This window comes from Hylemonella sp. P2_B10 (assembly GCF_056404875.1).
Genome location: NZ_JBFUDE010000005.1, coordinates 262,360 through 285,134 on the forward strand (window position 1 = coordinate 262,360; position 22,775 = coordinate 285,134).

General features: G+C 64.5%; 16 protein-coding genes. 14 read left to right on the forward strand and 2 right to left on the reverse strand.

Annotated elements, in window-relative coordinates:
- Positions 1-123 precede the first annotated feature (123 nt).
- Both recA and recX read left to right on the forward strand, forming a co-directional pair.
- A complete protein-coding gene (gene recA, locus AC1DX2_RS22395) occupies positions 124-1,173 on the forward strand; it encodes a recombinase RecA (RefSeq protein ID WP_477198629.1) in 1,050 nt (349 codons plus the stop codon).
- Positions 1,174-1,188: 15 nt separating this feature from the next.
- Positions 1,189-1,641: a recombination regulator RecX gene (gene recX / locus AC1DX2_RS22400; RefSeq protein ID WP_477198630.1), complete on the forward strand. Its 453-nt coding sequence runs from the start codon at positions 1,189-1,191 to the stop codon at positions 1,639-1,641.
- 327 nt (positions 1,642-1,968) lie between these two features.
- Here the strand turns inward: recX and argC are convergent, their stop codons facing one another.
- Positions 1,969-2,907, reverse strand: coding sequence for an N-acetyl-gamma-glutamyl-phosphate reductase (gene argC / locus AC1DX2_RS22405; protein ID WP_477198631.1), 939 nt, complete (start codon positions 2,905-2,907; stop codon positions 1,969-1,971).
- Positions 2,908-3,086: 179 nt separating this feature from the next.
- On the opposite strand from argC, the gene sucC reads away from it, so the two are divergent.
- The 12 genes from sucC to AC1DX2_RS22465 all read left to right on the forward strand — a co-directional run bounded on the left by sucC (position 3,087) and on the right by AC1DX2_RS22465 (position 20,728).
- A complete protein-coding gene (gene sucC / locus AC1DX2_RS22410) occupies positions 3,087-4,253 on the forward strand; it encodes an ADP-forming succinate--CoA ligase subunit beta (protein ID WP_477198632.1) in 1,167 nt (388 codons plus the stop codon).
- 29 nt (positions 4,254-4,282) lie between these two features.
- A complete protein-coding gene (gene sucD / locus AC1DX2_RS22415) occupies positions 4,283-5,176 on the forward strand; it encodes a succinate--CoA ligase subunit alpha (protein WP_477198633.1) in 894 nt (297 codons plus the stop codon).
- A 150-nt stretch (positions 5,177-5,326) separates the two neighbouring features.
- The gene (locus AC1DX2_RS22420; protein WP_477198634.1) at positions 5,327-6,001 is read left to right on the forward strand and encodes a TerC family protein; all 675 of its coding nucleotides are present in this window, start codon (positions 5,327-5,329) and stop codon (positions 5,999-6,001) included.
- A gap of 211 nt (positions 6,002-6,212) precedes the next feature.
- A complete protein-coding gene (locus AC1DX2_RS22425; protein WP_477198635.1) occupies positions 6,213-8,951 on the forward strand; it encodes a CHASE2 domain-containing serine/threonine-protein kinase in 2,739 nt (912 codons plus the stop codon).
- Positions 8,952-8,963: 12 nt separating this feature from the next.
- The gene (locus AC1DX2_RS22430) at positions 8,964-9,749 is read left to right on the forward strand and encodes a Stp1/IreP family PP2C-type Ser/Thr phosphatase (RefSeq protein ID WP_477198636.1); all 786 of its coding nucleotides are present in this window, start codon (positions 8,964-8,966) and stop codon (positions 9,747-9,749) included.
- A 51-nt stretch (positions 9,750-9,800) separates the two neighbouring features.
- Positions 9,801-10,448, forward strand: a complete 648-nt coding sequence (locus AC1DX2_RS22435; protein WP_477198637.1) for an FHA domain-containing protein — start codon at positions 9,801-9,803, stop codon at positions 10,446-10,448.
- Positions 10,449-10,504: 56 nt separating this feature from the next.
- Complete coding sequence (locus tag AC1DX2_RS22440; RefSeq protein ID WP_477198638.1) at positions 10,505-12,760, forward strand: CHASE2 domain-containing protein; 2,256 nt, start codon at positions 10,505-10,507, stop codon at positions 12,758-12,760.
- 15 nt (positions 12,761-12,775) lie between these two features.
- Positions 12,776-13,567: a 3',5'-cyclic-nucleotide phosphodiesterase gene (locus tag AC1DX2_RS22445; protein WP_477198639.1), complete on the forward strand. Its 792-nt coding sequence runs from the start codon at positions 12,776-12,778 to the stop codon at positions 13,565-13,567.
- Positions 13,564-15,984 (forward strand): ATPase, T2SS/T4P/T4SS family, encoded by a 2,421-nt coding sequence (locus AC1DX2_RS22450; protein ID WP_477198640.1) that lies wholly within the window; start codon positions 13,564-13,566, stop codon positions 15,982-15,984. Before AC1DX2_RS22445 ends, AC1DX2_RS22450 begins: the two co-directional genes overlap by 4 nt.
- Positions 15,985-16,020: 36 nt before the next feature.
- Positions 16,021-18,306: a tetratricopeptide repeat protein gene (locus AC1DX2_RS22455; RefSeq protein ID WP_477198641.1), complete on the forward strand. Its 2,286-nt coding sequence runs from the start codon at positions 16,021-16,023 to the stop codon at positions 18,304-18,306.
- 221 nt (positions 18,307-18,527) lie between these two features.
- The gene (locus tag AC1DX2_RS22460; RefSeq protein ID WP_477198642.1) at positions 18,528-19,013 is read left to right on the forward strand and encodes a pilin; all 486 of its coding nucleotides are present in this window, start codon (positions 18,528-18,530) and stop codon (positions 19,011-19,013) included.
- Positions 19,014-19,090: 77 nt separating this feature from the next.
- Entirely contained in the window at positions 19,091-20,728 is a 1,638-nt protein-coding gene (locus tag AC1DX2_RS22465) for a PglL family O-oligosaccharyltransferase (RefSeq protein WP_477198713.1), read from the forward strand.
- Here AC1DX2_RS22465 and AC1DX2_RS22470 read toward each other — a convergent pair.
- The gene (locus AC1DX2_RS22470; RefSeq protein WP_477198643.1) at positions 20,715-22,769 is read right to left on the reverse strand and encodes an O-linked N-acetylglucosamine transferase, SPINDLY family protein; all 2,055 of its coding nucleotides are present in this window, start codon (positions 22,767-22,769) and stop codon (positions 20,715-20,717) included. The genes AC1DX2_RS22465 and AC1DX2_RS22470 overlap by 14 nt on opposite strands.
- Positions 22,770-22,775 lie beyond the last annotated feature (6 nt).

Consider the following 22,775-nt stretch of genomic DNA (forward strand, 5'->3'; position numbering starts at 1 on the left):
TGACTAAAAATCCTGTTTACTTCGCGTGACTGGCTGCGTTAGACTACTGTTCAAGCATCCAGACTGTGAATATAACCTGTTCAAAGTTTGGCCTAAACGGTTGATTCACAAGGAGTTTTCATCATGGACGCAGCAGTCAAGGGTCTCGCCCCCAACAGTGAAAAAGCCAAGGCCTTGCAGGCCGCACTGGCACAGATCGAAAAGCAGTTTGGCAAGGGCACCATCATGCGCCTGGGCGAGGGCGAGGTGATCGAGGACATCCAGGTGGTCTCCACCGGCTCGCTGGGGCTGGACATTGCGCTGGGCGTGGGCGGCCTGCCGCGCGGCCGGGTGGTCGAGATCTACGGCCCGGAATCGTCGGGCAAGACCACGCTGACGCTGCAAGTGATTGCCGAAATGCAGAAACAGGGTGGCCAATGCGCCTTCGTCGATGCCGAGCACGCGCTGGACATCCAGTACGCGCAAAAGCTGGGCGTTAACCTGCAAGACCTGCTGATCAGCCAGCCCGACACCGGTGAGCAGGCGCTGGAAATCGTTGATTCGCTGGTGCGTTCTGGCGCGGTGGACCTGATCGTGGTGGACTCGGTGGCGGCGCTGACGCCCAAGGCCGAGCTGGAAGGCGAAATGGGCGACTCGCTGCCCGGCCTGCAAGCCCGACTGATGAGCCAGGCGCTGCGCAAGCTGACCGCCACCATCAAGAAGACCAACTGCATGGTGATCTTCATCAACCAGATCCGCATGAAGATTGGCGTGATGTTCGGCTCGCCCGAAACCACCACCGGCGGCAATGCGCTGAAGTTCTACGCCTCGGTGCGCCTGGACATCCGCCGCACCGGCACCATCAAGCGCGGTGAAGACGCCATCGGCAACGAGACTAAAGTCAAAGTGGTGAAGAACAAGGTGGCGCCGCCCTTCAAGACGGCCGAGTTCGACATCCTGTTTGGCGAGGGCATCAGCCGCCACGGCGAGATCATCGACATGGGCGTGGAAGCGCGCATCCTGGAGAAATCCGGCGCCTGGTACGCCTACAACGGCGAAAAGATCGGCCAAGGCCGCGACAACGCGCGCGAGTTCCTGCGCGAGAACCCCGCGCTGTCGCACGAGATCGAGAACAAGGTGCGCGAGTCGCTGGGCATCCCGTTGCTGCCGACGGTGCTCACGGACGGCAAGTAAGGGGCTGACACAGGCATGCGAGGGGGTCCTGCGCCGTCGCTGAAAGGGCGCGCCCTGCGCCTGCTCAGTGGCCGGGAGCATTCCCGCGTCGAGCTGCAGCGCAAGCTGGCCGCTTACGAGGAAGAGCCGGGCAGCCTGGCGCGCGCGTTGGATGAGCTGCAGGCCAAGGGTTTCATCAGCGAGCAGCGCGTGGTGGCCTCGGTGATCCACCAGCGCGCGCCCAAGCTGGGCGCCATGCGCATACGCCAGGAGCTGCAAAACAAGGGCCTGGACGCCCAGTTGGTGGCCGAAGCCGTCACGTCCCTGCGCGCCACCGAGTTGGAGCGTTGCCGCGAGATCTGGCTCAAGAAGTTCGGCGAGCCGCCTACGGACGCTACGGAGCGTGGCCGTCAAGCGCGCTTTCTGGCGGCACGCGGGTTCACGGCCGAAGTGATCGGCCGGGTCGTCAAGGGTGGTGACGAGGATTAGCGCGCCGCGCTGCGAATACCGCCAGTTGGTAGGCTGCCGACGCCGCTGGGGCGCGTGGCTACGGGAATGTCCTCCGGCCTTCGGCCTCCCCCTTGATTTCCCTCCGCCACGCGCCCCAGCGACATCGGGTCAATTGGCGTGCGTGACGTTGGGACACCAGAACGCCGGAACGCCAGCCATGCTCGCAGGATCAGGTCGATGCGGCATTCGGCGCAGCGGCATCAAGGAGGAGGGCCGCAGGCCCGGGGGACAGCCGCGGAGCCGAGTGCCGTGTCGGCCTGATCTCTCAAGCCAACTTGGCGCTGGGAATTTGAAGGGCGAAGGGCGTTACAGCCCCAGCATCAGCTTCAGGTTCTGCACCGCAGCGCCGCTGGCGCCCTTGCCCAGGTTGTCCAGGCGGGCCACCAGCACCGCGTGGGCGAAACCGTCGGCGTCGGCCGCCGGGTTGCTGAACACGCGCAGCTCCATCTTGTTGGTGTTCACCAGCGCCAACGGGTCCAGCTTGCCGTCCTCGGTGGCCGGCTCCACGGTCACCCACTCGCTGCCGGCGTAATGCTTGGCCAGTGCGTCGTGCAGGTCTTGCGCGATGGGCTTGCCCGGCAGCGTGTCCAGGTGCAATGGCAACTGCACCAGCATGCCCTGGGCGAAATTGCCCACGGCGGGAATGAAGATGGGCCGGCGCTTCAGGCCGGTGTACTTCATGATCTCGGGCAGGTGCTTGTGCTTCAGGCCCAGCGCGTACAGTTCAAAGGCCGGCGCCGTGCCCGACTCATAAGCCTCCATCATGCTGCGGCCACCACCGGAATAGCCGCTGACGGAGGGCAAGGCCAATGGGAAGTCGGCCGGCACCAGGCCGGCATCCACCAGTGGGCGAATCAGCGCAATGGCGCCAGTGGCGTAGCAGCCGGGATTGCTGACGCGGCCTGCCTGGCGTACGGCTGCGGTTTGCGTGCCGCTCAGTTCGGGAAAACCGTAGACCCAGCCATCCGCCACCCGGTGGGCCGTGGAGGCGTCGATCACCTTCGGGCCGCCCGGCACGCGGGTAGCCTTCAGCGCGTCGATCATGGCGACCGATTCTTTGGCAGCCGAGTCGTGCAGGCACAGGATGACCACGTCAGCCTGGGCCATCAGCGCGGCCTTGGCGGTGGGGTCCTTGCGCAATTCCGGCGCGATGCTCAGCAGTTCGATCTGCGCCATGCCATGCAGGCGCTCGCGAATTTGCAGGCCGGTGGTGCCAGCCTCACCGTCGATGAAAACTTTGTACATGGTACGTATAAGCTACCACAACCGCCATGGTTGCGCGTAAGCTGGGGTAAAGGATGGTGCGTCGCAGCATGATACAGTTCTGGGGCCCCCTGTCCAGTGCCTGCGCCGGTTTAGCGTATCCGTTTCAGACGGCGGCCGGGCGACGATAATCTACCAGTTCTGTTCCTGAGAGAGACCTCATGAAAATCCACGAGTATCAAGGCAAGGAAATCTTGCGCAACTTCGGCGTGCCCGTGCCGCGCGGCATTCCCGCCTTCACGGTGCAAGAAGCGGTGGAAGCCGCGCAGAAACTGGGCGGCCCGGTGTGGGTGGTCAAGGCACAGATCCATGCCGGCGGCCGCGGCAAGGGCGGTGGCGTGAAGCTGGCCCGCTCAGTGGACGACGTCAAAAAGCTGGCCGGCGAAATCCTGGGCATGCAACTGGTCACCCACCAGACCGGCGCGGCCGGCCAGAAGGTGCGCCGCCTGCTGATCGAAGACGGCGCCGACATCAAGAAAGAATATTACGTCTCCGCGGTGACCGACCGCGCCACCCAGCGCGTGGCCTTCATGGCCTCCAGCGAAGGCGGCATGGACATCGAGGAAGTGGCGCACGCCACGCCCGAGAAGATCATCAAGGCTTTCGTCGATCCGGCCGTTGGCCTGACCGACGCGCAAGCCAAGGGCCTGGCCGATGGCATTGGTGTTCCGGCCGCATCCACCGCGCAAGCCGTGGACGTGCTGCAAAAGCTGTACAAGGTCTACATGGAGACCGACGCCAGCCTGGTCGAGATCAACCCGCTGATCCTGGAAGGCAACGGCAACATCAAGGCGCTGGACGCCAAGTTCAACTTCGATTCCAACGCGCTGTTCCGCCACCCCGAGATCGTGGCTTTCCGCGACCTGGACGAGGAAGACCCGGCCGAGATCGAAGCCAGCAAGTTCGACCTGGCCTACATCAGCCTGGACGGCAACATCGGCTGTCTGGTCAACGGTGCCGGCCTGGCCATGGCCACCATGGACACCATCAAGCTGTTCGGCGCCGAGCCGGCCAACTTCCTGGACGTGGGCGGCGGCGCCACCCCCGAGAAGGTCACCGAGGCCTTCAAGATCATGCTGAAAAACCCCAAGGTCAAGGCCATCCTGGTCAACATCTTCGGCGGCATCATGAAGTGCGACACCATTGCCACCGGCATCATCACCGCCTGCAAGGCGACCAACCTGAATGTGCCGCTGGTGGTGCGCATGAAGGGCACCAACGAAGACCTGGGTAAGAAGATGTTGGCCGAGTCCGGCCTGCCCATCATCAGCGCGGACACCATGGCCGAAGCTGCACAAAAAGTGGTGGCCGCCGTCAAGGGCGCCTGAGCCCGAGCACGCCAGACCTAGGAAGCATCATGTCCATACTGATCAACAAAGACACCAAAGTCATCACCCAAGGCATCACCGGCAAGACCGGCCAGTTCCACACGGAAAAATGCCAGGAATACGCCAACGGCAAGAACTGCTTCGTCGCCGGCGTCAACCCCAAGAAGGCGGGCGAGAAGATCTTCGATATCCCGATCTACGCCTCGGTCAAGGAAGCCGCCGGTGAAACCGGCGCCACCGTGTCCGTCATCTACGTGCCGCCGGCCGGTGCCGCCGCCGCCATCTGGGAGGCCGTCGAGGCTGATCTGGACCTGGCGATCTGCATCACCGAAGGCATCCCGGTGCGCGACATGCTGGAAGTGCGCAACAGGATGCGCGCCAAGGAAGCCGCAGGCGGCAAGAAGACGCTGCTGCTGGGCCCGAACTGCCCCGGCCTGATCACGCCCGACGAAATCAAGATCGGCATCATGCCCGGTCACATCCACCGCAAGGGCCGCATTGGCGTGGTCAGCCGCTCCGGCACGCTGACCTATGAAGCGGTGGCGCAGCTGACCGAAATCGGCCTGGGCCAGTCCAGCGCCGTCGGCATCGGTGGCGACCCCATCAATGGCCTGAAGCACATCGACGTCATGCGCCTGTTCAACGAAGACCCGAACACCGACGCCGTCATCATGATTGGTGAAATCGGCGGCCCCGACGAGGCGGAAGCCGCGCGCTGGTGCCAGGCCAACATGAAGAAGCCCATCGTCGGCTTCATCGCCGGCGTCACCGCCCCCCCCGGCAAGCGCATGGGCCATGCCGGTGCGCTGATCTCCGGCGGCGCTGACACGGCGGATGCCAAACTGGCGGTGATGGAAGAGTGCGGCTTCAAGGTCACGCGCAACCCGTCTGAAATGGCCAAGTTGCTGAAGGCCTTGCTCTAAGCCGGGCGGGGCGTCAGCCGCAGCCGGGTTTGCACCCGGTCGTTTGACGCCTGCCATGCGGCACAATTCAAGGCGCTCAAGACCGGTTCTTGGGCGCCTTTTGCTTTGTGGCGGTTGCCGCCATGTTTTTGACTTTGCCTTGGGAGCACCATGGATTTCCTGACGAGTGCCGATTTCTGGATAGGCCTGTTGCAGATCGTCTGGATCAACATCATCCTGTCGGGTGACAACGCGGTGGTCATCGCGTTGGCGGCGCGCACGCTGCCGCCGGCGCAGCAGCGCCAGGCGGTGCTGTTCGGCTCGGGCGCGGCGGTGCTGCTGCGTATCGTGCTGACCGTGGTGGCCGTCAAACTGATGGCCCTGCCCTACCTGCAGATCGTCGGTGGCCTGCTGCTGCTGTGGATCGGGGTGCAGCTGATGGGCGAAGAGGACGACGCGCACGAGACTGAAAAGCACCATGGCAGCATGTCGGCCGCGGTGCGCACCATCCTGGTGGCCGATCTGGTGATGAGCCTGGACAACGTCATTGCCGTGGCCGCCACGGCCAAGGGCAGCATGCTGCTGCTGATCCTGGGCCTGGCCATCAGCATCCCGCTGGTGATCTTCGGCAGCACCTTGATGATCAAGCTGATGGAGCGCTATCCCGTCATCGTCATCCTGGGTGCCGCGCTGATCGGCTGGGTGGGCGGCGAAACCGTGGCCAGCGACGCTGCGCTGAAGGACGTCGTGCACACCATGCCGTGGCTGCATTACGCGGCCGCCGCGCTGGGCGTGGTGGTGGTGTTGGGGGTGGGCAAGCTGCGGCAGGGCCGTTCAGCCGGCTGAGTCTGCCGCCTGGCGGATTTCCGGCATTTTGCAAAAAAACGACACGCCCTCGCCGCCCGCGCCCTTGTCGCGCCCGGGCGGGTCTGCTAAGGTCTGCCCTTTATACAGACGCAGTTCAAAATGGTGTAGCCATTTTGAGGGTGGGGGCTACAGTTTTGGCGGCCCACACCGGGCGGAGTAGCAGGGGCATTCAGTGGCGGCATCGAAAAAAATGGGGAAGTTCTGGCGCACCGATTGGTTCGTGGGTGTGCTTCTCGTGTTGGCCGTGCTGATTGTCAACAGCGCCACCGATCTGTTCGGCGGCCTGGAGCGTCGCTTCTACGACTTCGGCAGCACCAGCGGCTCCAAGCAGCCTTCTGACCGCATCGCCGTCATCGCCATCGACAACGAGAGCATCGCCAACATCGGCCGCTGGCCCTGGCCGCGCGAGGTGCAGGCGCAGATGATCGACCAGCTGGCCGGCGCCAAGGCCAAGGCCATCGTCAACACCACCTTTTTCTTCGAGCCGCAGACCGACCGCGGCTTGACCTACATCCGCAAGATCAAGGACGCCATGGCTGCCGGCACCGACCCGGCCGCCACACCCGCGCCGGTGATGGAGCAGCTGGGTCAGCTGGTCACCGAAGCCGAGGGCGCGCTGGACTCTGATGCCAAGCTGGTGGCCAGCATGAAAAAAGCCGGCAACGTGTCTGTGCCCTCCTTTTTCACGCTGGTGCCAGGCGAACCCCAGGGCAAGCCGGACGCACCGTTGCCGGCCTTTGCGCTCCGAAGCGCCATCGACGATGCCGGTGGCTTTTCCATCCCCGCCTCCAAGCAGCAGCAGCCCATAGAGTCCGTGGGCAGCGCCGCCGCTGGCGTGGGCCACCTGAACCAGTACACCAACGACCCCGATGGCGCCATCCGCGTGGAGAGCCTGCTGGTCAACTACTACGGCAAGGACGTGCCGTCGATCTCGCTGTTGGCGGCGATGAAGAGCCTGAACCTGAACACCGCCGATCTGAAGCCCCTGGCCAGCGAAGGCGTCGTGCAGATCGGCAAGCTGCGCATCAAGACCAACGAGGTGGCGCAAATGCGCCCGCTGTTCTACAAGGGCAAGGACGGCAAGCCGGCGTTCCCGGTGGATTCGTTCTTTGACGTGCTGACCGGCAAGATTCCCGCCAGCAAGTATGCCGACAAGGTCGTCATCATCGGTGCCACCGCCACCGGGGTGGGCACGCAGTTCGCCACGCCGGCTGCGCCGGCCGCCTCGCCGGCCGAGATCATTGCCAACATCACCTCCAGCATCCTGAGCGAGCATTTCATCGTCGAGCCCAGCTGGGGCGGCATCGCCGTGTTCGGCATCTGCCTGCTGGTGGCGGCCTACCTGGTCGCGGCTCTGCCGCGCTTGTCGGCCGGTCTGGCCGCCGGCGTCACGGTGGCACTGTTCATCGCGTTGCTGGGCGCCGAATTCGGGCTGTTGGCGGGCGGCGGTGTCTGGCTGCAGCTGGTGTTTCCGGCCGCCTTGCTGGTCATCGGCCACCTGGGGCTGACCACCAAGCGCTTCCTGATGACCGAGGCCGGCAAGGTCAAGGCCGACGAGGAATCCGCCGAGACCAACCGCATGATGGGCCTGGCGCTGCAAGGCCAGGGCCAGCTGGACGCGGCTTTCGACCGTTTCCGCCGCGTGCCCATGAATGACGCCGTGATGGGCAACCTGTACAGCCTGGCGCTGGATTTCGAGCGCAAGCGCCAGTTCAACAAAGCCGAGGCGGTGTACGAGCACATGGCTGCGTACAACAAGGACTACAAGGACCTGAAGGCCAAGATGTCGCGCGCCAAGAACCTGTCCGAGACGGTGATGCTGGGCGGTGGCGGCGCCCATCCCGGCGGCACCATGCTGCTGGACGGCGGTGCGGTGGAAAAGCCCATGCTGGGACGCTACCAGGTGGAAAAGGAATTGGGCAAGGGCGCCATGGGCGTGGTCTACCTGGGCAAGGACCCCAAGATCGGCCGTGTGGTGGCCATCAAGACCATGGCCTTGAGCCAGGAGTTTGAAGGCGACGAGCTGACTGACGCGCGTGAACGCTTCTTCCGCGAGGCCGAGACGGCCGGGCGCCTGCAGCACCAGAACATCGTCACCATCTTCGATGCCGGCGAGGAGCATGACCTGGCCTACATCGCGATGGAATTCCTCAAGGGCAAGGACCTGGTGGACTTCAGCAAGGACGGCGCATTGCTGCCGGTGCCCAAGGTGCTGTCCATCATCGCGCGCGTGGCCGAGGCACTGGCCTATGCGCACCGGCAGAACGTGGTGCACCGCGACATCAAGCCGGCCAACATCATGTACGAAATCGACAGCGACACCGTCAAGGTGACCGATTTCGGCATCGCCCGCATCACCGACTCCAGCAAGACCAAGACCGGCCTGGTGTTGGGCACGCCCAGCTTCATGTCGCCCGAGCAACTGGCCGGCAAGAAGGTGGACGGCCGATCCGACCTGTACTCGCTGGGCGTGATGCTGTTCCAGATGCTGACCGGCGTGCTGCCCTTCCGCGGTGACTCCATGGCCGAGCTGATGTTCAAGATCGCCAACGAAGAGGCGCCTGACATCCGCATCATCCGCAAGGAATTGCCCGACGGCGTGGTGACCGTGGTCGCCAAGTCCATGGCCAAGTCGCCGGACGCCCGTTACCAGGACGGCGACCAGTTCGCCGCCGAATTGCGTGCGGCCATGGCCGGCGGCGGCATGGAGAGCAGCGGCGCTGGCATGGCGCGTGCCACTCCGGCAGCGGCAGGTGCCGCGGCTGCGGTGGCCGACAGTGACAAGACCATGGCGTTTTCAGCCGGCGGTGCCAAGCCCGCAGCGCCGGCGGCACAGGATTTTGACCGTACCATGGTGCAGCAGGCACCTGCGCCTGCACCCGGTTCCAGCCCGGCCAGCGGCGGCGGATCGGCCGACATCGAGATTTAGCCTGGGCAGACAATGAATTACAAGTTTTGCATGCACACCGATCCGGGCCGGGCCAGGGACAACAACGAGGACTCGGCGGCTTTTGACGAGGCCACGCAAGTCACCGTGCTGGCTGATGGCATGGGCGGCTACAACGCCGGTGAGATCGCCAGCGGCATGGCCACGGCCTTCATCAAGTCCGAGATGGCGCGCTGGTTGGCCGAGGCTGGCAAGCACGCCAAGTCGCGCGACATACGCCGGGCGATGGAAATTTGCGTCGACAACGCCAACCGTTCCATTTTCAACGCCGCCAATGCCAATGCCCAGTATTCGGGCATGGGCACCACGCTGGTGGTGGGTGTGTTCCAGGATGAAAAGCTGATGCTGGGCCACATTGGCGATTCGCGCTGCTACCGGCTGCGCAATGGTGAACTGCAGCAGATCACCAAGGACCATTCACTGCTGCAGGAGCAGCTCGACGCCGGCTTGCTGACGCCCGAGCAGGCCGCCACCTCGCTGAACAAGAACCTGGTGACGCGCGCACTGGGCGTGGAAGACGCCGTGGCGCTGGAGCTCAATGACCATTTCGTCGAGGACGGTGACATCTACCTGATGTGCTCGGACGGCCTGTCCGACATGGTGGATGATGCTGGCATACAGACCATACTGGCGTCCGACGCGGCACTGGAGCAGCGCGCCAGCAGCCTGGTGGACTTGGCCAACGAGAACGGGGGGCGCGATAACATCACGGTATTGCTGACCCAGGCCACCGCTTCGCCCGAAAAGCGCGGTTTAATCTCCAGGTTGCTGGGAAAATAACGGTGGTGTGATGGGAATCGGAAAATCTAGTATCAGGAACAGGAGTCGGGCATGCCGAAAATGATCGTGTCCATCGATGGTGTTGTCATCAAGGAAGTCCAGCTGACCAAGGATCGCACGACCCTGGGTCGGCGTCCGTACAACGACATCGTCATTGACAACCTGGCCGTCAGCGGTGAGCACGCGGTGATACAGATGAGCGGTGCCGAAGTCCACATGGAGGACCTCAACAGCACCAACGGCACCTACGTCAACGGCAAGGCCATCAAGAAGCAGCCGCTGCTGAACGGCGACGTGGTGGAGGTGGGCAAGTACAAGATCAAGTTCGTGGGCGAAGGTGCGTCCGACAATTTCGAGAAGACCATGATGGTCAAGTCCAGCACCATTTCCGCCCCGACGCAGGCGCCCGCTGCCGCGCCGGCGCCGGCCATGCCGGTGCTCAATGCCACCATCAAGGTGCTCAGCGGCGCGGCCTCGGGCCGTGAGGTGCCGCTGACCAAGGTGGTCACCACCATCGGCAAGCCCGGCGTGGCGGTGGCGGCCATCACGCGGCGCCACCACGGGTTTGTGGTCGCGCACGTGGAAGGGGCCGGCAACCCCACCCTCAACGGCGCCCCCATAGGCGTGGAGCCGGTGGCGTTGAAGAGCGGCGACCTGATCGAGCTGGCCGGCACGCAGATGCAGTTTGTGCAGAGTTGAGCCGGCACCCGGGACCAGTCGCCAAGCCCTGAGCCCGGCCCGCTGACACACCTCACATGGCCGCACTCGCCAAGCACTGGGCTCGCATAGGCGTCACCCTGCTGCCTTTGCTGTTTGCCCTGGCGCACGCCACGGGCCTGCTGCGCCTGGATGTGCTGCAGCGCTTCGAGGACATCATCTACGACTCGCGCCTGCGCGCCACCATGCCGCGCACGCTGGATGACCGCATCGTCATCGTCGACATCGACGAGAAAAGCCTGTTCGAAGTCGGCCATTGGCCCTGGAGCCGCAACCGGCTGGCCGAGTTGATGAACGAGCTGTTCGAACGCCAGCAGACCGCCGTGGTGGGGTTTGACATGGTGTTCCCCGAGTCCGACGAGAGCTCGGGCCTGAAGGTGCTCAACGAACTGGGCGGCAATGAGTTGCGCGGCGAGGCCGGCTTTGCCGAGAAGCTGGCCAAGCTGCAGGAGCCGCTGAACTACGATGCGCTGTTCGCCAAGTCGCTGCAAAACCGCGCCGTGGTGTTGGGCTATGTGTTCATCGGCGGTGACGGTGACGGTCAGGTCAAGGGCGTGCTGCCCAAGCCGGTGATGCAGAAAGAGGCCATGCAGGGCCGCAAAATAGCCTTCGAGCGCTTCCAGGGCTACAGCAGCAACATCGAGGCGTTGGGCAAGGCCGCCCCCATGGCCGGTTTCTTCAACCCCGCCGTGTCCAACGATGGCGTGGTGCGCTCGGTGTCGGTGGCGGCGGAGTACAAGGGTGCCTATTACGAGTCGCTGTCGGTGGCCATGTTCCGCATGCTGGTCGGCCTGCCCAGCATGGCGCCGGGGTTTGCCACCGAGCGTCTGGCCGGGCGCAATTACCAGAACCTGGACAGTGTGATCCTGACGCGTGGCAGCCAGAGCCGCGCCATTCCGGTGGACGACCGCGTGCGCATGCTGGTGCCTTACCGCGGCTTGGGCGGCCCCACCGGCGGGTCGTTCAAATACGTGTCGGCCACCGACCTGTTGCACAAGCGCGTGCCGCCCGGCACGCTGAAGAACAAGATCATCATCATGGGCACCACCGCCGCTGGTCTGAACGACCTGCGTATCACCCCGGTGGGCGAGGTCTATCCCGGCGTGGAGGCGCATGCCAATGTGATCAGCGGCCTGCTGGATGAAAAGGTGCTGTACAAGCCAGACTGGTCGGACGGGTACGAGGTGTTGATACTGACGCTGGCCGGGCTGATCCTGGCTTTCGGTCTGCCGCTGCTGTCGGCGCCGCGCGCCATCCTGCTCAGCGGCGGCGTGATTGCCGTGCTGGTGGCCAGCAACCTGTGGTTGTACCTGGGTGCCGGTCTGGTGCTGCCGTTGGCTTCCGCGCTGCTGATGGCCATGGCCGCCTTCGGCCTGAACATGAGCTACGGCTACTTCGTTGAAAGCCGCTCCAAGCGCGAGCTGGCCAACCTGTTCGGCACCTACGTGCCGCCCGAGCTGGTGGACGAGATGGCCAAGGATCCGGCCGCCTACAGCATGGAGGCGCGCAACAAGGAATTGACGGTGATGTTCTGCGACATGCGCGGGTTCACCAAGATGTCCGAAACCATGGAGCCGCTGCAGTTGCAGGCGCTGTTGACGGGCGTGTTCAGCCGGCTGACCGCCATCATCCGCAACAACAACGGCACCATTGACAAGTACATGGGCGATTGCGTGATGGCATTCTGGGGCGCGCCGGTGGAAACAACGGACCATGCCAGGTTAGCCATCAAGTCGGCGATGGAAATGGTGACGGCCATAGTTGAAATCAATGCCGAACACCGGGCCAAGGGATTGCCCGAAATCGGCATTGGCATCGGGGTGAACACCGGCAGCATGTGCGTGGGCGACATGGGCTCGGATATCCGCAAGGCGTACACTGTGATTGGCGACGCGGTCAACCTGGGTTCACGCCTGGAGGGCCTGTCCAAGGCCTACGGCACCGACATCGTGATCAGCGAAACCACGCGCCAACTGGCCGGTGACGACTTCGCGTGGCAGGAGTTGGACAAGGTGCGCGTCAAGGGCAAGGAGCAGGCGGTGGCCATCTTCCGGCCCGAGGGCATGAGGGCCGAGATAGACAGCGCCAAGAGTTCGGAATTGAAAACCTGGGCGAATTTCGTCAAGGCCTATCGCAACCAGGATTGGGACCAGTGCGATATGCTGATGCTGAATTTGTTGCGCATGGACGGCAAAAAGTACCTGTACCGGATCTACTCGGAGCGTGTGGCCTCCATGAGGTTGCTGCCGTTTGATCCGGAATGGGATGGTGCGACCAACTATGAAACCAAGTAGCAAGAGGTCCTCGCGATGAAAGTGCGTGTGCTGGGCTGCTCCGGCGCCATCGCCAAGGATTGCCGCACCACGTCGTTCCTGATTGATGACGACGTGCTGGTGGACGCCGGCACCGGCGTGGGCGACCTCAGCCTGCAGGAGATGGGCCGCATTCAGCACGTGCTGCTCAGCCACTCGCACCTGGACCACGTCGCGGCCCTGCCGTTGATGGTGGATTCCACCGCCGCCACGCGCAAGGAGCCATTGCAGATCCATGCGCTGCCAGGCACCATAGCGGCGCTGAAGGCGCACATCTTCAACAACGTCATCTGGCCCGACTTCAGCCGCATCCCCACGCCCGAGGCGCCGTTCATCACCTTCCATGAGATCAGCATAGGCGGCACGCTGCAGCTGGGCGGCAAGCTGATCGAGGTGCTGCCCGCTGTGCACACGGTGCCGGCGGCCGGCTTCGCCGTCACCACGGGCAATGGCTGCTGGGTGTTCACCGGCGACACCGAGCGCAACCCGGCGCTGTGGGCGCGGGTGAATGAACTCAATGTGGCCATGCTGGTCATAGAAACCGCATTCAGCAACCGCGAGAAGGATCTGGCCCACCTGAGCCTGCACCTGTCGCCCATGGTGCTGGCCGATGAGCTGGATTGCATCGCCAAGGGCAAGAATTTCCCCATCTACATCACCCACACCAAGCCGGCGGAAACCGATCTGATCATGGCCGAGATCCAGAAATTCGACCAGACCGCTGCTTTCGGGCCCAACGTGACCCACGACATCCGGTGGTTGCGTGCGGGGCAGGAGTTTGAAATATGAGCGCCGTCATGAAGCCGGGTGGACCGGAAAAAGGCGAGCAGGCTTTTCTGGAGTCGCAGAAGCTGCCGCCGGACAAGCGCGGCATGACGTTCGAGGCGCTGTTCTATCGGCAGTTGCAGCATGTCACCGCGCGCATCCATGAGACCGAGAACGTCGAGCAGATCATGCTGGAGGTCAGCCCGGACATCTGCAAGCTGCTCAATGCGGACCGGCTGACGCTGTACGCTGTCACCGAGGACGGCACCGCCATCATTTCCAAGGTGAAGGTGGGCCTGAACAGCAGCCGCGAACTGAAGCTGCCCATCACACCGCAAAGCCTCGCCGGTTACGCCGCCTTCAGCCGCAACCTGGTCAACCTGCCCGACGTCTATGACGACGAGGCCCTGAAGCAGATTCACCCGCAGTTGACCTTCCTGAAAGAGGTGGACAAGCGCTCGGGCTACCGCACCAAGCAGATGCTGGCCGCGCCCGTGCTGGAAGGCGAGACCTTGCACGGCGTGTTGCAGGTCATCAACAACAAGAGCGACCAGCCCTTCAGCGAACTGGAAATCGACGGTGTGCTGGAGTTGTGCAAGACCCTGGCCACGGCGATACGCCAGCGCATGCACCGTGCGGCCGGCGACAGCGACAAGCGCAAAGCCACCAAGTTTGATGGCCTGGTGCACGATGGTGTGCTGACGCGCGACGAGCTGGAGCAGACCATACAGACCGCGCGCGCTGACAGCCGCTCGGTCGAGCATGTGCTGATGGCCAGCTTCCACATCAAGCCGGCGCAGATTGGCCCGTCGCTGTCCAAATTCTTCGGCGTGCCCTATGAGCCCTTCAACCCGGGCCGCATCCGCTCAGAGATGCTGCATGGGCCGCTGAAGCGCGACTTTCTGGAGGAGCAGGGCTGGATCCCGTTGGAGGAGTCGCCGGAAGGCCTGGTCATCATGTGCATGGACCCGGAGGCGGTGCGCGGTTCGCGGGTGGTGCCTCAGGTGTTCCCACGCTCGACCAAGTTTTCCTACAAGGTGACCACGCAGACCGAGTTCGAGGAGACGCTGAGCCAGCTGTACGGCACCGAGGCCACCAGCGGCTCCATCGACGAGATGCTGGCCGGCCTGAGCAGCGCCGATGACGATGGGACCAGCGACGAGTCATCCCTGGAATCCGCTGCCGCCGACAACGAGCTGGTCAAGTTTGTCAACAAGATCATCATCGATGCCTACAACCAGAAGGTGTCGGACATCCACGTCGAGCCGCTGCCGGGCAAGTTCAAGACCGGCATCCGCTTTCGCATTGACGGCTCGCTGCAGCCTTACATCGAGGTGCCGGCGCATTTCCGCCAGGCCATGGTGACGCGCCTGAAGATCATGTGCGACCTCGACATTTCAGAGCGCCGCAAGCCGCAGGACGGCAAGATCAAGTTCAAGAAGTACGGCCCGCTGGACATCGAGTTGCGCGTGGCCACCATCCCGTCGGCCGGCGGCGTGGAAGACGTGGTGATGCGTATCCTGGCCGCCGGTGAGCCCATTCCCATGGAGAAGCTGGGCTTGACGCCGCACAACAAGGAGCGGTTGCAGGCCACCGTCAGCAAGCCGTATGGCCTGTTCTATGTGTGCGGCCCCACCGGTTCGGGCAAGACCACCACGCTGCACTCGATCCTGAAATTCCTGAACACGCCCGACACCAAGATCTGGACCGCCGAGGACCCGGTGGAAATCACCCAGAAGGGCCTGCGCCAGGTGCAGATCAACAAAAAGGCCGGCATCGACTTTGCGCTGATCATGCGCGCCTTCCTGCGCGCCGACCCGGACATCATCATGGTGGGCGAGTCGCGCGACAAGGAAACCGTGTCCATGGGCGTGGAAGCCTCGCTCACCGGCCACCTGGTGTTCTCCACGCTGCACACCAACTCGGCGCCGGAGTCCATCACCCGTCTGATGGACATGGGCATGGACCCGTTCAACTTCGCCGACGCGCTCCTGGGCATCCTGGCCCAGCGCCTGGCCAAGAAACTGTGCGATTGCAAGGAAACCTTCGTGCCGTCGCTGGAAGAGCTGCGTACCTTCGCGATGGAATACGCCGAGGAATTGCGCCACTCAGCCGCCTGGAAGGCCAATTACGAGCGTGAACTCGAAAAGCTGATGGACAAATGGGTCGAAACCTATGGCGAGAACGGTGAGCTGAAGTTCTACCGCGCCGTCGGCTGCGACAAGTGCAACAAGACCGGCTACAAGGGCCGGGTGGGTCTGCACGAGCTGCTGGTGGCCGACGATGGTGTCAAGAAGTTGATCCAGGAGCGCGCCAGGGTGGCCGAGCTGTTCGCCGCCGCCGTGGAAGGCGGTATGCGTACGCTGAAGATGGACGGCATGGAAAAGATCATGATGGGGCTGACCGACCTGAAGATGGTCCGGTCGGTGTGCATCAAATGATGTCTTGAGCCAAGGCACAACAGAACGGACCGCGCCGTGTGCGCGTCAAGTTGCATGCTGATCAAGTTTCTTTCGACATGGGTAAAGGCTGGGCGGGAGGAGGCACAGGCGCCGCCCGCGACTGCGCTTCTACCGGCAGGATTTGCCGAGGCCTGGGCGCTGTACCGCGCGGGGCTGCGGGAAGACGCACAACGTGCCGCTGCCCAGCTGCTGGCCACCGATCCGCGCAATGTGGAGGCTCTGCTGGTCTGCGGGTCCCTGGCGCTGGACCAGGGCGATGTCGTGCAAGGCCAGCGCTTGCTTGACAAGGCGCCGCGCGGCACATCGGCGGACGCGTTGCTGTTGACCGCGCTGGGGCGGGCCTGCTTGGCGGCCGGACGCCAGGCAGCGGCGCGGGAACGGCTGGAGCAGGCACTCAAGCTGGCGCCTGACAGCGCCGAACCCCGGTTGCATCTGGCCTTGCTGGCGATCAGGCTGGGCCAGGTCGACAAGGCGCGCGACTTGCTGCTGGCCGCAGTAGCGCTCGAGCCGGGGCTGGCAGATGCCCGGTTTCACCTCGGCAACATCCAGTTGGCGCGAGAGGACTTCGATGGCGCCATGGACCACTACCATGCAGCGCTGGTGGCGGAGGAGTCGCACGCCGATGCGCACGCCAACCTGGGGGCGTTGTTAAAGCGCCTGGGCCGCGCCGATGAGGCCTGTGCCCACCTGGAGCGGGCCTTGCAACTTCGGCCTGATCTGGCGCAGGCCAGCTTCAACTTGGCCATGCTGCGCATTCAGCAGGACCAATGGGACACAGCCGCGGTCCTGCTGCGCGGCTCGCTGCAATCCCAGCCTCGGCAAGCCGATGCGCTGTTATGGCTGGGAAACGCGCTGATGCGTCAGGGCGATGCCACCGCCGCGCGCGAGTCCTACCGGGCCGCAGCCGCGCTGGACGGCAAATTCGTCGCCGCGCGCTGGGGGTTGGTCATGGCGCAATTGCCGGCCGTGCCCCAGACCGTCGCCGAGCAGCAAGAAGGGGTGCAGAGCTTTGCCAAGGAGCTCAAGAAGTTCCAGGGCTGGCTCACGGTGCACCAGCCCAATGATGCCCACTCGGCCGTCGGAGCCCAGCAGCCTTTCTACCTGGCCTATGACGCCCACAACAACCGCGAAGTGCTGGGTACCTATGGCGCGCTGTGCGCTCGCCTGATGGCCGGCTGGGCGGCCCGATCAGGGCTGGCGGCACCTGCGGTGACTGGCCGCGCCAAGTGCAAACTGGGCATCGCCTCTGCACATGTGGGCGACCATTCGGTCTGGCATGCGCTGGTGCGCGGCTGGCTTCAGCACCTGGACCCGGCGCGGTTTGAACTGCACCTGCTGCACCTTGGCGGTCGAAGCAGCGACCAGTTGCAATGGGCCGCGCAACGGGTGAAGGCAGTGCACCAACGGTCGGGGGACTGGGCCGATTGGGCCGGGCACGTCGCCGCCGAACGCTTCGATGCATTGCTGTACCCGGAAATCGGCATGGACGCCACCACCGCACGCCTGTCCGCACTGCGCCTGGCGCCTCTGCAACTGGCCAGTTGGGGGCATCCCATCACCACCGGCCTGCCCACGATGGACGGCTTCGTCAGCGCGGCGGCCTTTGAGCCGGCCGACGCCCAGGCACACTACACCGAGCCATTGCTGACGCTGCCCCGGCTGGGCTGCTGCTACCAGCCGTTCGGCACAGCCGCCGCCGCGGTCGACCTGGCCGGCTGGGGTGTGCGGCCGCAGGACCGGGTGCTGGTCTGTGCTGGCACTCCCTTCAAGTACGCGCCCGAAGGGGACGCGTGGCTGGTGGACATCGCCCGGCGCTGCCGGCCTTGCAAACTGGTGTTCTTTCGTGCCCGGCCCGACGCGCTGTCCGGACTGCTGGAGCAGCGGCTGCGCCGCGCCTTCGAGCAGGCCGGCGAGAGCTTTGACGAGTCCGTGTGCTTCATCCCGTGGCAGTCGCAGGCCGAATTTTTCGGCGTGCTGGACCGGGCGCACGTGCTGTTGGACAGCCCCGACTTTTCGGGCTTCAACACCACCATGCAAGCCTTGGAGCGCAGGCTGCCGGTGGTGGCCTGGGAGGGTGAGTTCATGCGCGGGCGGTTCGCGAGCGGCATTCTGCGCGAAGCCGGTTTGGCGCAGTGGGTGGCTGGCACCGCCGGTGAGTATGTCGACAGGGTGCGCCAATTGTGCGATGACGCTGCGCTGCGTGATCACTTGCGCCAGCAGTTGGCCCGGCGCAGCCAGTCTTTGCTCGATGACCGCGACTGTATCCTGGCGCTGGGCAATCGCTTGCTGGCATTGTCCTGAGCGGTGGCAGGGACGGTCTGCGGCGCCATATCAGCGTCTCGGGTTGACAAAATTGTCGTAAGCTTCCATTGCTGTCGAGGAAAAGCGTCAAATTTTGGCCCGAGAGGCCAAAATATCCTGCAAAATCGCGATTCGAGGACCTTGAACTGCCTGGCCTGAAAAGTGCTTGAAGAGTTGGCCCGAGTGGTTTCTTTTTTTCTGTTCAACCCAAGGAGTTTCAAATGAAACGTTCTCTTCAGCAGGGCTTCACCCTGATTGAATTGATGATCGTGGTGGCGATCATCGGTATTCTGGCGGCTGTTGCCTTGCCTGCGTACTCTGACTACACCAAAAAAGCCAAGGTTTCTGAAGTGATTCTGGCTGCTTCTGGCTGCCGCACGTCCATCACCGAAGCCTTCCAGTCGTCCACCAGCACCACGGTGGGCGCCGGCGCCAATGGCTGGGGCTGCGAGGTGACCAATACCGCATCCGGCAGCAAGTACGTGCAGCTGGTCACGACCAGCGACGGCGGCCAGATCCGGGTCACTGCGCAAGGTTTCAACGATGGCGCCATCGACACCAAGCTGGTGTCCCTGCAGCCCATGATGGGCACCGCCACCGCCACGTCCACCGATGGCGGCAAGGCCGTCACCTCGTGGCGCTGCGGCAGCACCACGGACGGCACCACGCTGGCTGCGAAGTTCCTGCCTGGCTCCTGCAAGGGCTGAACTTGGCAAGCGGGTTGCACCCAGAAAAACGCTCCTTCGGGAGCGTTTTTTTATTTCGCCCCGCCCTGTTGAAGCTGATGGGCTGGGGGTTGTTGTCGCTGTGCTGGCTGCTGCCGAACCACTACCCTCCCTGGCTCAATTTTCACTCCGAGACGCTGGCGCTGGCCGCGGTGGCGTTGCTGGCGCTGGCCTGGCTGGTGCCAGCGGCGCAGTCGCGCTGGCCGGTGCTGGCCTGCAGCGTTGCCGCGCTGGCCATCCTGCCCTGGTTGCAATGGACGGCTGGCGTCAACGCGTTCGCCGGCGATGCCTTGATGAGCTCGTACTACCTGGTGGCTTGGGCCCTGGCCATCGCCATCGGTTACCAGCTCACCCGGGTAGATGACGCGTCTGGCGTGGCCGCGCTGATGCACGCGCTGTGGCCGGCAGCCCTGCTCTCGGCAGCCGTGGGTCTGGTGCAATGGCTGAAGCTGGAGCCGAGTTTGGGCATCTTTGCCACGCAGACCGATCCTGGTGACCGTGCCATGGGCAACCTGGCGCAGCCCAACCAGTTGGCCACATTCCTGCTGGTGGGTTTGCTGGCTTATAGCCACGCTTTCGAGCGCCGCACTTTTGGTTGGCTCGCCTATGCGCTGGGTGTGGGCTTGATGACAGCCGTGCTGGTGATGACGCAGTCGCGCGCCGGCATGCTGGGCGCGTTGGCGGTCGCGTGTTTCCTAGTGTGGAAGCGCTCGCGCATGGCTTCGCGCCTGCGCCTGAGTCACGTGGTGGCATGGGTTGTGTTGTTCTTCGGCGCGACCGTGCTGTTCCCGCGCATCGACGCCGCCGTGGCCTTTGCCACGCCACGCGCGTCGCTGACGACGGTGAACGACCGCGTCGTCATTTGGCAACAGGTGGCGGACGGCATCTCCCAGGCACCCTGGCTCGGATACGGTTGGAACCAGACCGTCACCGCCACCATGGCCGGTGCGGCGGCGCATCCGGCGCGCACGCCGGCCACCTACGCGCACAACGTGCTGCTCGATCTGCTGGCCTGGAACGGTGTGCCGCTGGGCGTGTTGCTGATCGGCCTGGCCGGCTACTGGTTTTGCACCCGGCTGTGGCGCGTGACCAACCTGAGCGGTGGTTATGCCATGGCCTGCCTGTTGCCCATCGTGGTCCACAGCCTGGTGGAGTATCCGTTTGCCTATGCCTACTTCCTGCTGACGGCCGGGCTGATGATGGGGGTGGTGGAAGCCAGTCTGGCCTTGCACCATGGGTGGCGGGTGCGCCGGCTGGCCTTTGGCCTGGCGCTGGCGGCCTGGAGCGTTGTCGGCGTCGCCATCTGCCGCGAATACCTGCTGGTGGAGGAGGACCTGCGCGTCACGCGTTTCGAGAACCTGCGCGTGGGGGCGACCGAAACCAGCTATCGCATGCCGCGCATCCATTTGCTGACGCAGATGGCGGCGATGGAAAGCGCGGTGCGCTACCAGCCCGTGGCGCACACCGATGCGCAGCGGCTGGAGGCGTTGCGCCAGGTCGCCTGGCGCTTTCCCACCGGCAGCCTGACGCTGAACTACGCCATGGCGTTGGCTCTCAACGGCGACCCCGCCGGCGCCCGCCACATGATGGCCACCTTGCGCGGCTTGTACGGCGAGCGCTACTACCTGGCCGCCAGTGACATGTGGCGCGACAAGGCCACGCAACACCCAGAGTTGCGCGCGCTCAGCTTTCCGTGACGCTCTGCTGCTGCTGCTGCTGGTGCATGGCGCGCAGGGCCTGCGCCAGGTCCCGGGCGAAGCCATGGCTGTCGAACAGCGGTGACCGCGTGGCCTGGGCCCGCAGCCGTTGGCGCAAGCCGGCCAGCGCCTCGGTGTCGCGGGCAAACTTCAGCGCCCGTTCCACATACGCCTCTTCGTTTTCCGCCACCCAGTCGGACAGCCCGGCAGTGTGCAACATGCTGGCGCCCTGGCGTGCCAGCAGTGAAGCGCCGAGCAGCGTCACTGTGGGCACGCCCATCCAGAGCGCTTCGGCGGTGGTGGTGCCGCCAGGATAGGGAAATGTATCGAGGATCATGTCCACCTCATGGTGGGCGGCCAAGTAGTCGTCCGTCGATGTGCCTTCGTGCAGGCTGACCCGGTTCGCCGCGATGCCTGACGCGGCCAGTCGGCGTTCCAGGTCCCCGCGCACGCTTGCCAAGTCCAGGTAGCGGATCTGCAGCCGTAGCCGGGCATCGGGCATCGCAGCCAAAATTTTCTGCCAGGCGGTCAGCACACGGTCGTTGATCTTCCCAACCTGCTGGAAACAGCCAAAGGTGATGAAGCCCTGGCGCTGCACGGGCAGCGGGCTGACGGGCCATCGTTCGGCGCTGGCGGGCGGCGCCATGCACAGCCGGGTGTGCGGCAAGTACAGGATGCGCTCACTGAAATCCGCGCTCGACGCTGGCGGCACGGACACCGGGTCGGCTAGCAGGTAGTCCATTTCGGACAAGCCGGTGGTGGCGGCGAAGCCCAGCCAGGTGGCCTGGACCGGCGCGGGCCGCCAGGCAAACACCGGCAGCCGGTTGTGGGCGGTGTGGCCCGACAGGTCCACCAGGACGTCGATGCGGCAGCCGTGAATCAGCCGGGCGGCGTCCTGGTCGCTGAGGGGCGTGATGTCATGCCACTCCGTCATCGCCGCGCGAAGCTGATGCGTGACCGCGTCGTCATAGGGATTGTTGGAGAATGCAACCAGGTCCAGCGGCTCTTCGGCCAACCGCGCCAGGATGTGCTTGAAGAAAGCCATGTTCACATGCTTTCTCAGGTCGCCCGACACCCAGCCGATGCGCAGGCGCCGCCGCGCTTCCTCCGTGTGCCGCGCCTGCGTCGGATGGGGTGGCGTCAGTCGCTGGGCGCCCCTGCGCGCCTGCTCGGCGAACTGCTGGGCATGCACCAGGTACTGCGATGTCGTACATGTGTCGGAAAAGCACAGCGCGAACAACAAGCAGCTGTGTGCGCCGAGTTGTTGGGGTTCATGCGTGATGGTGATCTGCTGCTGCTGTATGGCTTCGTCGATCTGGCCCAGGTGGTGGAGCACCACGCCCAGGTCATGGCGGGCTTCCATGTTGGCCGGGTCCAGTGCGACGGCGCGCGCCAGGTGCTCTCGGGCCTTTTCCAGCCTGTTGAGCTTCAGCAGGGCGCCACCCATGCGGCCGTGCAGCGCGGCATGGTCCGCACCCAGTTCCAGGGCCCGCTGGTAGCTGTCGATGGCCCATTCGGCATCGCCGCCGGCCAGCAGCATGTTGCCCTCGTAGAAATGGAAGTCGGCCACCGTCGGGTGCAAGGCAACGCCTTGGGCGAGAAAGGCGCGGGCATCGGCCATCTCGCCCAGCAGCATCAGCATACGGAAAGCGCCGAGGCAAGCCAACGCGGATTCTGGTTTCAGCTCGAAAGCCGTCCGGTAATGGCGCGCCGCGGTGCGCCAGTCTGACTGCCGCTCAGCCAGGCTGGCCAACAACTCGTGGGCATCGGCCTGGCGGGCGTCCAGGCCGATGGCTGCTTCGAGTTCGCGCCACGCGGCATCGTCCCGCTGCAGCTGTGCCAGTGCACGGCCCAAGCCCACGCGGCTGGCCGCGTTGCGCGGATCGCTGGCGACTGCTTGGCGGTAGCACAGCTCGGCGCCGTCCAGATTGCCGCTGGCCAGCAAGGCATCGCCATCCTGGCGCAGCCGCTCGCCCGGTTGCGCCGCGAGATCGGTGACGGGACTCTTGCCGGTCAACCGGTTCTTCAGTCGTTCAAACATAGCGTC